Below are 12,634 nucleotides of genomic sequence, written 5' to 3' on the forward strand. Positions count from 1 at the left end.
CGCGCCGCGGACGCGGTTCACTCGAGGAGGACGCGATCATGACTCGCACCCGCGCCGGCACCGCTGCGGTGCTGGCCACCGCCGGCATCACCGCCCTGGTTGCCTGCTCGCACCCGGTCGCGACACCCGCACCGGACTTCGGCGCCAACGGTGGGACGCCGGTCGGTATGTCGGGAATGACCGGGATGCCGGTGCCGTCGAGTCAGTCTTCGGCGCCCGCCACGTCCGCCCAGCAGCCGGTTGTCGGCACCGCTGTCGACATCACCAATTTCGCGTTCACTCCGGCCACCCTGACGGTCAAGGTCGGTGACACCGTCACGTGGACCAACCATGACGAGGAACCGCACACCGTCGTCGCCGATGACGGGTCGTTCCACTCACCAGGCCTCGGGACCAACGACAAGTACACCTTCACGTTCACCGCGCCCGGCAGTTTCAGCTACCTCTGCAGCATCCATCCGTTCATGCACGGCACCGTGGTGGTGTCGGCATGACGGGGCAGCGCGATCCGCAGCAGATGACGCGCCGGCAGCTGATGCGCCACAGCGCCTGGTTCGGTGCCGCGGTCGGACTGAGCGTGGTCGGGGGCGAGGTGCTCTCCCACCTCGCGACCGCCCCGGCCGCGGTCAACGACCGCCCGACCCTGCGTTTTGCCCAAGTCAGCGACAGCCACATCGGTTTCACCGGAACGGCGAACCCGGATGTCACCGCGTCGTTCGGTCACGCGATCGACCGCATCAACAACCTCGGCTACACACCGGATTTCGTCATCCACACCGGCGACCTGACGCACGTGGCGACGCCGGCGCAGTTCGACCAGGTGAAGCAGATGATGAGCACGATGAAGACACCGCACGTGTTCACCGTGCCCGGTGAGCACGACTCGGTGGACGACGCCGGCCAGAAGTACCGTTCGGTGTTCGGTGCCGGAACTCGCGGCGACGGCTGGTACAGCTTCGACATCGCCGGGGTCCACGTCCTGGGCCTGGTGAACACGTTGAACCTCAAGAAGCTGGGTCACCTCGGTGTCGACCAGCTGGAGTTCATCGAGAAGGACCTTGCCCCGTTGCCATCGGACACCCCGATCGTCGTGTTCAGCCACATCCCGCTGTTCGCCATGTATCCGGACTGGGGATGGGGCACCGACGATGCCGCCCAAGCCCTGGGCTACATGCGCCGATTCGCCTCCGTCACCTGCCTCAACGGTCATGTGCACCAGGTCTTTTCCAAGACCGAGGGCAACGTCACCTTCTACAGCGCGACCACAACGGCCTATCCGCTTCCTGCTCCCGGCGACGGACCGGCCCCCAAACCGGTGACGCTGCCGGCCGGGCGGCTGCGCGACGCGCTCGGCATCCGGGAGGTCACCTACCGCCGGGGTGAACAGGCGCTGGCGCTGAAAGAGGAGCGGTTGCAATGACGCACCTGCGGACGGTCGGCATCGTGGTGGCCCTGGTGGTCAGCGCCGTGAGTCATGGGTACCTGTATCTGCAAGGCTATCGGCACATACCGCTGGTCGGCTTCGGCTTTCTCGCGCTGACCAGTGTCTTCGTGGCGCTCGCGGTGCTGATCACAGTCGGTGGGCCGGTCTGGCTTCGGCTGGCTGGCGCGACCGTCGCCCTGGCGGCGCTCGGCGCGTTCGTGATGTCACGCACCGTCGGGCTGTTGGGGTTCGTCGAGCGGGGATGGCAGCCCCAGCCACACGCGCTGATCAGCGTATTCGCCGAGCTCACCGTCGTCGGTCTGACCGTATGGTCACGGTGGGGAGTGGACTTCGGCGCCGGCCGCCCCGACGATGTGTAATCGTGGCATCGAGAACCGATCGGGGGGAGCGGATGCAGGATCGACAGGCCCTGCTGCATGGCATCGCGACGACGATCGATGCCGCGTTCGGGGCAGGAATTGCCGACGTGCATCCCCTTGGCGGCGAGTTCGACCAGACATTCGCCGCGACGACCGTCTCCGGTAGCCGGTGTGTCGTCAAGGTGTACCCAGCCCAGGACGTCGACGGCGTCCGGTGGCAGCACCGGCTGCTCGACCAGCTCGCCGGGAGTGTCCCGGTCGCCGCCGTCCGCCGGACGCGGTCCGGCGATGATGTCGTTCCACTGGGCGACGGCCGCTACCTGGGCATGTACTCGTGGCTGGACGGGACGCTGCTTGCCGATCTGCCGTCGCATCAGCCGGGCCTGCTCGCGGACTGGGGTGCCACCGCGGCGAGGATCGTGATCGCTCTGGCCGGTGCGCACGCCGTCGGGGCGGTACCGGCCACCCACACGTGGGATCTCCTGGCAGCTCCGCGCGCGCTCACCCAGGCGCTACCCGCGATCGACGTACCGACGCACCGCGAGATCGTCGACGAGGCACTTGCGCTCTTCGCCGACGTCGTCGCGCCCGCCGCGGCGTCGTTGCCCAAAAGTGTTGTGCATCAGGACCTCAATGACTTCAACGTGCTTGCCGACCCGGCCGGACAGCTGATCGCCGGTGTGATCGACTTCGCGGATGCGCTCTACACCGCCCGGGTGTGTGAACCGGCCATCGCCGGTGCGTACGCCATGCTGCGCAAGGACGACCCGGTCTCCGCGCTGGCCGAGGTGACCGCCGGGTTCCACCGGGTCATGCCGCTCACCGAGGCCGAGCTGGCGTTGGTCTTCCCGCTGGCCCGGGTCCGGCTCGCGGTCAACGCCGCCACCTGGACGGCTCGGCGTGCCGGACCAGCCAAGGTATACGGCCAGGCTCGTTCACAACACACCTGGCGGACACTGGAGCAACTGCGCGCTATCCCGCTGGACACGGCGCAGGAACGGATCCGTGGCGCCATCGGCACCGACTCGGTCGGAAGGACCCCGCATCGCCCATGAGCACCCCGCCACGGCCCGCCGCCCCCACCATGGTCAATGGATTTGACCCGCAACGGATCTCGGCGCTGTCCGCCAAGACCCGCGACGCGATCCAACGCCGCAACCAGGTGCTCGGCCCGGTGTACCGGCTGTTCTATGACGACCCCGTCGAGGTGCTCCGTGGCAGTGGCACCTACCTCTACGACTCGGACGGCAACCAGTACCTCGACGCCTACAACAACGTTCCCTGTATTGGGCACTCCCACCCGGCCGTCGCCGACGCCGTCGCGCGCCAACTGCACACAGTCAACACCAATACCCGCTATCTGCAGCCGAGCGTCACGGCATACGCCGAGGACTTGCTGTCCACCTTCCCGGCAGCGCTGTCGAACATCGTCTTCACCTGTTCGGGTTCGGAAGCCAACGACCTTGCCCTGCGGGTGGCCAAGTACGTCACCGGTAACCGCGGAATCATCGTGACCGCCAACGCCTACCACGGCGTCACCGAAACGGTAGCCGCCATCTCGCCGTCACTGGGCACCCACTCGCCACTGGACATCCATGTGCGCGTCGTCGAACCTCTCGACTGCGACCGGGCTGATCGTGGTGGGCACCTGAGAGACCAGATCCGTTCCGCCACTGAAGATCTGCACCGACACGGAGTGGGCCTCGCCGCCTTCATCGCCGACAGCATCTTCTCCTCCGACGGAGTGATCAGCGACCCGCCGGGCTTTCTCGCCCCGGCGATCGAGGAGGTGCACCGGGCAGGCGGGTTGTACATCGCCGACGAGGTCCAACCCGGGTTCGGCCGCACCGGCCAGGCGTGGTGGGGTTTTCAGCGCCACGGCATCGAGCCGGATATCGCCACCATCGGCAAGCCGATGGGTAACGGCATGCCGATCGCAGCGGCCATCTTCCGGCCCGATCTGCTCGTCGAATTCGGGCAGAACATCCGCTATTTCAACACCTTCGGCGGCAATACCGTCTGCATCGCCGCCGCACAAGCCGTGCTGGACACCATCCGCTCCGACGGTCTCATCGAGCGGGCGGCGCGCGTCGGCGCGCATCTGAAGGCTGGCGTACTGGCGGCCTCGTCCGAGAACCGCATCGTGGGTGACGTACGCGGTTGCGGGCTCTTCCTCGGCGTCGACGTCATCGACCCGGCCGACGGCACACCCGACCCCGCGCAGGCGGCGGCCGTCGTGAACGAGCTGCGCCGCAGGCGCGTGCTCATCTCCGCCTCGGGGCCGCGGGGCAACGTCCTCAAGATTCGTCCGCCGCTGGCGTTCGATGAACCCGACGCGGACCGGTTCCTGACGGAGTTCGCCGCCGCACTCGTCGCCGCGCAGTAGCCGCCGTGAGGTCAGGCGTGGCCGTCTGACCTCACGGAAACAACGCCGCCCTTGCCCGCCGGGCACGGCGGCGTTACAGTTCTGCACGCGTGGAATTCTTCACCCGCGGAATTCCTAACGACGACCTTCGGGGAGACTGGGTTGGCGACTCGACGTGTCCATACCGGTCGACGGCCCGGAACCACGACCACCCGTGAGCTGATCGAGGATGTCGCCCGCAAACAGTTCGCCGAACTGGGGTACGACCGCACCTCGATTCGCTCGGTCGCCAAACAAGCCGACGTTGATCCGGCGCTGGTCACCCACTTCTTCGGCAAGAAATGGGAACTGTTCCTGGCCGTCGTGGAACTTGCCGTCGATCCGCCGGCCCTCATCGAGACCGTGGTGACGGGTGATCAATCCTTGGTGGGGCTGCGGCTGGCCAACGTGCTCGTCGACACCCTCGACGACGAGACCCGCCGACGCCGGATGCTGAGCATGATGCGCGCCGCCACCTCCGAACCCGCCGCAGCGGAGCTGGTGCGCGAGTACCTGACACGAAATGTGTTGCTGCCCATCGCCGAACGCCTCGGTGTCCCCGACGCCGAGTATCGGGCAGCCCTGGTGATGTCGCAGGTCGTGGGTTTCACCATGGCCCGCTACGTGGTCGCCCTGAAGCCGCTGGAGACGAGGGCGCGCGACCGCGTCATCACCGACCTCGGAACTACGTTCCAGCACTACCTCCGTGGGGATCTCGCGCCGTGACGGGTGCTCATCCCTCGATCGGCCGGCTGCTGGTGCGTAGCTGGACGGTGGTGGTCGCCGTCGTGGTCATCGTGATCGCAGGCTTCTGTGTCTACCGCCTGCACGGCATCTTCGGCTCCCACAACGACGTCTCGGCCGGCGGGGCGCTTCCGAACGACAACACGGCCTCGACGCCCAAGCATCTGGTGATCGAGGTCTTCGGTGCCCCGGGTGCGGTGGCGTCGATCAGCTACCTCGACATCAACGCGCAACCCCAGCACGTCGCCGACGCCACGCTGCCGTGGTCCTACGACGTCACCACCACGCAGCCAGGTGTCTTCACCAACGTGGTCGCCCAAGGTAACACCGACTCCCTGGGATGCCGGATCACCATCGATGGCCAGGTCAAGGACGAGCGCACCACCACCACCCAGAACGCCTACACCTACTGCCTGGAGAAGTCCGGATGACCGAACAACAGCGGGAGGGCGTCGAGTTCGCCATCGCCCGCATCATTCGCCGGTTTTCCGTGCTGATCGTGCTGTTGTGGTTGCTGATCGCCGCAACGACCAACGTGTTCGTGCCGCTGCTGGAGGATGTCGGCAAGGCGCACAACGTCTCATTGATCTCACCGGACTCACCGTCGTTGCAGGCGATGAAGCGAATGGGAAAGGCATTCGGCGAGTACGACTCGGACAGCGTGGCGATGGTCGTGCTCGAAGGCGATCAGCCGCTCGGCCCGGATGCCCACTCCTACTACGATGCGTTGGTCCGCAAGCTGTCCGCTGACACCGCCCATGTACAGCATGTCCAGGATTTCTGGGGCGACCCGCTGACGGCAGGGGCGGCGCAGAGCAACGACGGTAAGGCCTCCTATGTGCAGTTGAATCTCGCTGGCAATCAGGGTGATTCGCTGTCTCTGCAGTCGGTCGACGCGGTTCGCGCGATCGTCGACCATACGCCACGTCCCCCGGGCGTGCGGACCTACGTGACCGGGGCGGCACCGCTGTTCGCCGACCAACTTTCGGTGGGCAGCGCGGGGGTCGGCAAGGTCACCGTCATCACCATCGTCGTGATCATGGCCATGCTGCTGTTCATCTACCGCTCGATCTCAGCGGCTGTCGTCACCCTGCTCACGGTCCTCGTGGAGCTCTCGGCGGCACGTGGCATCGTGAGCCTGCTGGCCAGCTCCGGGGTGATCGGACTGTCGACCTTCGCTACGAATCTGCTGACGCTACTGGTGATTGCCGCCGGCACCGACTACGCCATCTTCCTGGTCGGGCGCTACCACGAAGCCCGCCAGCTGGGAGAGGACCGGGAGACCGCTTTCTACACCATGTATCGCAGCACGGCGCATGTGATCCTCGGGTCGGGCCTGACGGTGGTCGGGGCGGTGCTATGTCTGAGTTTCACGCGGCTCCCGTATTTCAAGAGCATGGGTCCGCCGTCGGCGATCGGCGTGGCGGTCGCGTTGATGGCCGCGCTGACGCTGGCGCCCGCCGTGCTGTCGGTGGCATCGCTGTTCGGGCTGCTGGAGCCCAAGCGAGTATTGCGCACCCGGACGTGGCGGCGTATCGGGACTGCGGTGGTCCGATGGCCGGGCCCCATCCTCGTCGTCAGCGTCGGGGTGGCACTGATCGGGCTGCTGGCGTTGCCCGGCTACAAGACCAGTTACGACCAGCGGCGCTACCTGCCGGGTAGCGCGCCCGCGGTGGCCGGATACGCTGCCGCCGAACGGCATTTCTCCCAGGCCCGGCTCAACCCCGAGCTGCTGATGATCGAAACCGACCACGACATGCGCAACCCGGCCGACATGATCCTGTTGGAACGGGTGGCAAGGGCCGTCTTCCACACCCCGGGCATCGCCGAGGTGCAGTCGATCACCCGGCCGCTGGGCACCCCGCTGGATCACACGTCGCTGGGCTTCCAACTCAGTGCGCAAAGCGTCGGTCAGATCGAGAATCTGCCGTTCCAGCAGGCCCGAGCCGCCGACATCCTCAAGCAGGTCGCCGAGATCGACACCTCCATCGACACTCTGAGGCAACAGCTCGCGCTGCAGCAGCAGGCCAATGCCGCCACCGACGAGCAGGCCAAAGCCTTCCATCAGACTGTCGAGATCGCCCAGGAGCTGCGCGACAAGATCGCCAACTTCGATGATTTCTTCCGGCCGCTGCGCAACTACTTCTATTGGGAGCCACACTGTTTCGACATCCCGGCCTGTGCTGCGCTGCGCTCGATCTTCGATGCTCTCGACGGTGTCGATGCACTCACCGACCAGTTGGGCAATGTGACGGCCAGTCTGGACAAACTGACTGCCCTGCAACCGAAGTTGCTCGCGCTGATTCCCACCCAGATCGCCAGCCAGCAGGCCAACCGGGATTTGGCGATGACGAATTACGCCACCAACTCCGGGATCGCCGCCAACAGCGAGGCGAATCTTGCGAATGCTACGGCCATGGGCCAGGCGTTCGATGCGGCAAAGTCCGACGACTCGTTCTATCTTCCACCGGAGGTGTTCAGTAACCCCGAGTTCCAGCGTGGGCTTCGGCTCTTTCTCTCCCCGGACGGCAAGGCCGCCCGTCTGATCATCACCCATGACGGTGATCCCGCCACTCCCGATGGCATCGCTCATATCGCCGCACTACGCGCTGCGGCGAAGGAAGCCGTCAAAGGCACTCCACTGGGGAAGTCCGATATCTACTTGGGTGGGACCGCATCGACGTACAAGGACATCAGCGAAGGCGCGAAGTACGACCTGATGATTGCTGCGATCTCGGCGCTCAGCCTGATCCTGCTCATCATGGTGTTCGTGACGCGCAGTCTGGTCGCCGCCCTCGTGATCGTCGGCACCGTGGCGCTGTCCCTGGGGGCTTCGTTCGGGCTCTCGGTGCTGTTGTGGCAGGACCTGTTGGGGATCCAGCTGTACTGGATCGTGTTGGCACTATCGGTGATTCTGTTGCTCGCGGTGGGGTCGGACTACAACCTGCTTCTGATCTCGAGATTCAGGGAGGAGATCCACGCGGGGTTGAACACCGGCATCATCCGAGCGATGGTGGGCTCGGGCTCTGTCGTCACCTCTGCCGGTCTGGTCTTCGCCGCCACCATGGCCGCGTTCGTGTTCAGCGATCTGCGTGCCATCGGCCAGGTCGGCACGACGATCGCGCTCGGTCTGCTGTTCGACACCCTGATCGTGCGCTCGTTCATGACGCCGTCGATCGCGGCGCTGCTGGGCCGCTGGTTCTGGTGGCCGCAACGGGTGCGCCCGCGCCCCGCCAGCCAGATGCTTCAGCCGTACGGAACACGCTCGTCGGTGCGCCAACTTCTGCTGTGGGATGACGACGACGAGCACAGCGGCGCGAAGTCCGGGACGGTGACCCAGTGAGCGTATGGGGCATGTTGACCGTGATCTCCTACATCGCCATCTTCTGTTTCGCCGCTGGAGCATTCGTCGTGGTGCAACGTCTGCTCGGCCGGCCCAAGACCCCGTTGAGCGAAGCGGTGGGAGGCTCCACGGCGGTTTTGCGCAAGGTTCGCAAGAAGCAACCGATGTCCGCCGACGAGCTGGCGCTGGCCGCCCAGATCATCACCGATCGCCGGTCACCTCTGGCGTTCTGCATCCCGGCCGCGATCATCACCGTCGGATGCATCTACGTCTTCGGCAGCCTCGAACAGCTGCACGGCCGCGACCCGTCGCTGCGGACGTTCATCGGGCTGATCCCGATGCTGGCCGGAACCAACCTCACCATGCAGCTGCTGCGGGTGGCGGCGCTCAAGCGCCGGCTGCCCGCAGCCCCGACCGACGACGCACACGAACCGATCGCGACGGCGGCCCACGGCTGAGGCCGACGACGTACAGTGCCGATGTGACCTCGCTTGACGCCATCGCTCCGGCGTTCGTCCGCATGGCCCATCGCATCGTGTGGGCGTCGGTGGCCACCGTGGATTCCGGCGGCCGCCCGCGCAGCCGGGTGCTGCACCCGATCTGGGAGTGGGACGGCGAGCAGTTGCAGGGCTGGATCGCCACCGTCCCCACTCCGCTGAAACGGGCTCACGTACAGGCGAATCCCTACGCGTCGATCACCTACTGGGCGCCAAACCACGACACCTGTACTGCGGAGTGCAACGTGCAGTGGGCGTTCGACGACGACGTCCGTGCCGCGATCTGGGAGAAGTTCAAGAACGCGCCCGCGCCGGTCGGGTACGACCCGGCGATCATCCCGCAGTGGTCCGGCGGCCCCACGTCCGAGGCGTTCGCGGTGCTGCGCCTGCAGCCCTGGCGGCTGCGGGTCATGCCCGGCACGGTGATGACCGCGGGCTCTGGCGAACTGCTCAGCTGGCGCGCCTGAGCAGCACCGCGTTCTCGAACGGGAGCGCCGAGAAAATCGGCCGCCACAACCCCGAAACATGTTCAGCCGCTTGAGCTTTACTCATCACCCGCGGGTCGGCTACCACGAAGGTGCGACCGTAGCGTTTGAGCCGTCCGCCGCCAGTGGCGGTGATGTTCTTCAGCCAGTCACGGTCGGGGCCGTACGTCAGCAGGATCGCGACACCCTCGTCCGTGGTGAACACGGTCAGCGGCGTGCGGAACTGTCGGCCCGACTTGCGTCCGGTGTGCTCGAGAATGCCCATCGTCGGGATGAACCCCGCCCACAGTCGCTGCACCGGGTTGGTCACGTGCCGGTTGAACCGAGCCAGCCATTGCGGCAGTTGCATCACCCAATCATCGCGCCGAGTCTGCGTACAGATCGCAATTCGGGGTGAAAACACGATCTACGCGCAGAATCGGTGCGGCCAGCGCAGACTCGATCAACCCAGACTCAGCGTCAGCCGACCGCCGTGCGAATCCAGCTCCACCACATCGGGGCAGCGGCGCTGCAGTTCACCGATCAGCCGGGCCCGCAGGGTGTGGTCGGCCGCGGGGCAGCTCTCGCAGGCTCCCCCGAGGTGGATGCTCACCACGTCACCGTCCCGCGAGGCCTCGACCGAACCGCCGTGGGAGCGCACGAAGTCGCCGACCGAGCCGTCCAGCAGGTCAGCGACCACCCGCTCCAACACCTCCCCGGGCGCGGGCTCGACCACCCACTGATCCGGTGCCGCCAGGGCCTCGCGCACCGCCGCTGACACCGCGGGTCCGGCGGTCCGCCAGGACATCCCGTCGCGCAGCCACAGCCAGACGGCGGCTGGCTCCACCAGCCCAGCCGTCAGCGTGCCGTCGGCAAAGAGTCCGCCGAGCGAGCCCGGTGCGGACACCACCCGGCCGGTAGCAACCCCGTCGGTGCCGACCACCCAGCGCACCGCCTGCGGCTCGCCGCTGACTCGCTCGGCGTGCAGTGCGATCACCACAGCGCCGCCACGACCGAGCGCGCCGCGAACGCCAGCACCCAGGCCAGCACGAACATGTAGGCCCACGCGATCGCCGGCCACTTCCACGAACCGGTCTCGCGGCGCAGCACACCCACTGTCGACATGCACTGCAGCGCGAACATGAAGAACACCAGCAGGGCGGTGATGGTTGGTGCGTCGAAGAGCAGCCGGCCTTGTGACGGTCCGCTCTGCACCCGCATCTGGCGCAGCGAATCCGCCGGGTCCTCGGGATCCTGGGCGGCGGCGACCTGGCCCAGGGTCGCCACGAAGGTCTCCCGCGCGGCCAGCGAGGACAGCACGCCGATGTTGATCCGCCAGTCGAAGCCCAGCGGCGCGAACACCGGTTCCAGCGCCCGGCCCACCGAGGCGCCGTACGAGTGGTCCAGCACGTAGGCCGATACCGCCGCGGAGTCCGAGGTGTCGACACCGGCTGTGGCGATCTCGGCGTCGTGGCGCAGCGGCAGGTTCAGCAGCACCCACAGCAGCACCGTCGTCGCCAGGATGATCGAGGAGACCTTGCGCAGGAAGGCCGACGCGGCGGTCCACACCTCGGCGGCCACGGTCTTCAGCCGCGGCACCTGGTAGGGCGGCATCTCCATGTAGAACGGCAGCGCGGCGCCGCTGCGGGAGGTGAAGCGCTTGAACACCGCCGCCACCGTCATCGCCGACAGTGCGCCCAGCAGATACAGCGCGAACATCACCACACCGCGGGCGCTGAACGGCCCGATCTTGGCGTCGGCGCCCAGCAGCATGCTGATCAGCAGGATGTACACCGGCAGCCGCGCCGAGCAGGTCATCAGTGGCGCGCCCATCATGGTCGCCAACCTGTCCTTGGCCGACGGCAGCGATCGGGTCGCCATGATGCCGGGGATGGCGCACGCCACCGAGGACAGCAGGGCCACGAACGCGCGGCCCTCCAGACCGGCCCTGGCCATCACACGGTCCATCAGGAACGCCGCGCGCGCCAGGTAGCCGGTACCTTCCAGCAGCGCGATCAGCACGAACAGCAGCACGATCTGCGGCACGAACACCAGCACGCTGCCGACGCCGCCGATGATCGCCTGGGACAGGAACGCCGACAGCCACGACACGTGGACGTGCGCGGCCACCAGGTCGCCGAGCCAGCCGAAGAACTGTGCGACGTAGTCCTGCAACGGGGCGGCGACGGTGAAGATGGTCTGGAAGAAGACGAACATCGTCAGCAGGAAGATCAGGGTGCCGGCGACCGGGTGCAGCAGCACCGCGTCGATGCGGCGGGTCCGGTGATCGAGGTCGGGCACTTCGTAGCCCGCGGCGGCCAGCACCGAGTCCACCCAGGCCGTCACCTCGGCGATGTCGGTGGGCGGCAGCACCACCGGCGTACTCCACGCCTCGTGGTCGGCCATGGCCGCGCGCAGCGCCTCCACCCCATCCCGATGCCCGGCCACCACCGGCACCACTGGGACGCCGAGCGCGCGGCTCAGCGCCCTGACGTCGAGCGTGCCGCGGCGCCGGGCCAGGTCGTCGGTGAACGTCAGCACCACACAGACCGGCAGCCCGGTCTGCAGCAGTTGGGCCAACAAGCCCAGCGAGCGGCGCAGCGTGGTGGCGTTGAGCAGAACCAACAGCGCATCGGGAACGTCGACGCGGCTGTTGAGCTGGTCGGTGTCGAGGACGTCGACGACGATCTGCTCGTCGGGGCTGATCGGATCCAGGCTGTAGGTGCCGGGGAGGTCCTCGACGACGACGGTCTGCTCACCGAGCCGCATCCGGCCCTCGAAGCGGGCCACGGTGACGCCCGGGTAGTTGCCGGTCTTGGCGTGCAGGCCGGTCATCGCGTTGAACAGGGTGGTCTTGCCCGAGTTGGGGCTGCCGACGACCGCGAAGCGGGTCAGCCCGACGTTGGCCTCGGCGGTTCCCCCGCCATGGTGGTGATGTCCGCTCACCTGACCCGTTCCACATGGATGCAGCGCGACTGGGTGGTGCGCAGGGCGATTTCGTAGTCACCGACCCGGAAGATCACCGGGTCACGCAGCGGAGCGCGGCGCACCATGGTGACCTCGATGCCGGGGACGATGCCGAGATCGAAGAACCGGCGGGCGGTGCTGGCAGCGACTTCGTCGCCGTAGCCGACGACCGTGGCTCGCTGGCCGCGCTCGAGGTCGGCGAGGGTGACGGTGGCAGCGGCATCCACCTCGGAGCCGGACGCCAGCTGGCGTCGGCTCATACGGTCGGATACCGAAGACACGGCTACGAGAATATGCGTACCCGTCAGTGCGGTTCCTGTGAGTGACCCGTCGGGCAGGGCCCGACTTCGCGACCTCGGTCCGGGAATTTCTCGCCCCCCGTCATGTGTTCAGACGAGTGCACGCTTATGTA

At 67.0% G+C, this 12,634-nt stretch carries 14 protein-coding genes; 10 read left to right on the top strand and 4 right to left on the bottom strand.

The annotated features are described in order from the left end of the window. Positions 1–38: 38 nt before the first annotated feature. From G6N35_RS23480 to G6N35_RS23525, 10 genes are all read left to right on the top strand, one after another. The gene (locus G6N35_RS23480) at positions 39–494 is read left to right on the top strand and encodes a cupredoxin domain-containing protein (protein ID WP_163806566.1); all 456 of its coding nucleotides are present in this window, start codon (positions 39–41) and stop codon (positions 492–494) included. Then, entirely contained in the window at positions 491–1,420 is a 930-nt protein-coding gene (locus G6N35_RS23485) for a metallophosphoesterase family protein (protein WP_163806568.1), read from the top strand. The genes G6N35_RS23480 and G6N35_RS23485 overlap by 4 nt, the downstream gene beginning before the upstream one ends. Beyond that, a complete protein-coding gene (locus tag G6N35_RS23490; protein ID WP_163806570.1) occupies positions 1,417–1,803 on the top strand; it encodes a hypothetical protein in 387 nt (128 codons plus the stop codon). Before G6N35_RS23485 ends, G6N35_RS23490 begins: the two co-directional genes overlap by 4 nt. A 2-nt stretch (positions 1,804–1,805) precedes the next feature. Then, the gene (locus tag G6N35_RS23495) at positions 1,806–2,858 is read left to right on the top strand and encodes a phosphotransferase (RefSeq protein ID WP_163806572.1); all 1,053 of its coding nucleotides are present in this window, start codon (positions 1,806–1,808) and stop codon (positions 2,856–2,858) included. 29 nt (positions 2,859–2,887) lie between these two features. After that, positions 2,888–4,189, top strand: a complete 1,302-nt coding sequence (locus G6N35_RS23500) for an aspartate aminotransferase family protein (protein ID WP_197748465.1) — start codon at positions 2,888–2,890, stop codon at positions 4,187–4,189. A 141-nt stretch (positions 4,190–4,330) separates the two neighbouring features. Beyond that, a complete protein-coding gene (locus G6N35_RS23505) occupies positions 4,331–4,933 on the top strand; it encodes a TetR/AcrR family transcriptional regulator (protein ID WP_163806576.1) in 603 nt (200 codons plus the stop codon). Further along, entirely contained in the window at positions 4,930–5,382 is a 453-nt protein-coding gene (locus tag G6N35_RS23510; RefSeq protein WP_246224487.1) for an MmpS family transport accessory protein, read from the top strand. The genes G6N35_RS23505 and G6N35_RS23510 overlap by 4 nt, the downstream gene beginning before the upstream one ends. Next, on the top strand, positions 5,379–8,294 hold the full coding sequence (locus tag G6N35_RS23515) for an MMPL/RND family transporter (protein WP_163806579.1): 2,916 nt from the start codon (positions 5,379–5,381) through the stop codon (positions 8,292–8,294). Before G6N35_RS23510 ends, G6N35_RS23515 begins: the two co-directional genes overlap by 4 nt. Beyond that, entirely contained in the window at positions 8,291–8,752 is a 462-nt protein-coding gene (locus G6N35_RS23520; RefSeq protein WP_407664578.1) for a hypothetical protein, read from the top strand. The genes G6N35_RS23515 and G6N35_RS23520 overlap by 4 nt, the downstream gene beginning before the upstream one ends. Before the next feature lie 62 nt (positions 8,753–8,814). After that, entirely contained in the window at positions 8,815–9,258 is a 444-nt protein-coding gene (locus tag G6N35_RS23525; protein ID WP_407664637.1) for a pyridoxamine 5'-phosphate oxidase family protein, read from the top strand. Here G6N35_RS23525 and G6N35_RS23530 read toward each other — a convergent pair. The 4 genes from G6N35_RS23530 to G6N35_RS23545 form a co-directional block, all read right to left on the bottom strand. After that, on the bottom strand, positions 9,242–9,625 hold the full coding sequence (locus G6N35_RS23530; RefSeq protein WP_163806585.1) for a nitroreductase family deazaflavin-dependent oxidoreductase: 384 nt from the start codon (positions 9,623–9,625) through the stop codon (positions 9,242–9,244). The genes G6N35_RS23525 and G6N35_RS23530 overlap by 17 nt on opposite strands. 93 nt (positions 9,626–9,718) lie before the next feature. Further along, positions 9,719–10,252 (bottom strand): NifU family protein, encoded by a 534-nt coding sequence (locus G6N35_RS23535; protein ID WP_163806587.1) that lies wholly within the window; start codon positions 10,250–10,252, stop codon positions 9,719–9,721. Next, a complete protein-coding gene (gene feoB, locus G6N35_RS23540; protein WP_197748437.1) occupies positions 10,249–12,201 on the bottom strand; it encodes a ferrous iron transporter B in 1,953 nt (650 codons plus the stop codon). Before feoB ends, G6N35_RS23535 begins: the two co-directional genes overlap by 4 nt. Then, entirely contained in the window at positions 12,198–12,503 is a 306-nt protein-coding gene (locus G6N35_RS23545) for a FeoA family protein (RefSeq protein WP_197748438.1), read from the bottom strand. Before G6N35_RS23545 ends, feoB begins: the two co-directional genes overlap by 4 nt. Between the last annotated feature and the right edge of the window lie 131 nt (positions 12,504–12,634).

Origin of the sequence: Mycolicibacterium anyangense (assembly GCF_010731855.1) — a bacterium.
GTDB lineage: Bacteria > Actinomycetota > Actinomycetes > Mycobacteriales > Mycobacteriaceae > Mycobacterium > Mycobacterium anyangense.

Bases quoted from the DNA above. Each gene is read 5' to 3' on its own strand.
- G6N35_RS23480 (WP_163806566.1), top strand. From the start codon at position 39: ATGACTCGCACCCGCGCCGGCACCGCTGCGGTGCTGGCCACCGCCGGC.
- G6N35_RS23485 (WP_163806568.1), top strand. From the start codon at position 491: ATGACGGGGCAGCGCGATCCGCAGCAGATGACGCGCCGGCAGCTGATG.
- G6N35_RS23490 (WP_163806570.1), top strand. From the start codon at position 1,417: ATGACGCACCTGCGGACGGTCGGCATCGTGGTGGCCCTGGTGGTCAGC.
- G6N35_RS23500 (WP_197748465.1), top strand. From the start codon at position 2,888: ATGGTCAATGGATTTGACCCGCAACGGATCTCGGCGCTGTCCGCCAAG.
- G6N35_RS23515 (WP_163806579.1), top strand. From the start codon at position 5,379: ATGACCGAACAACAGCGGGAGGGCGTCGAGTTCGCCATCGCCCGCATC.
- G6N35_RS23525 (WP_407664637.1), top strand. From the start codon at position 8,815: ATGGCCCATCGCATCGTGTGGGCGTCGGTGGCCACCGTGGATTCCGGC.
- G6N35_RS23530 (WP_163806585.1), bottom strand. From the start codon at position 9,625: ATGCAACTGCCGCAATGGCTGGCTCGGTTCAACCGGCACGTGACCAAC.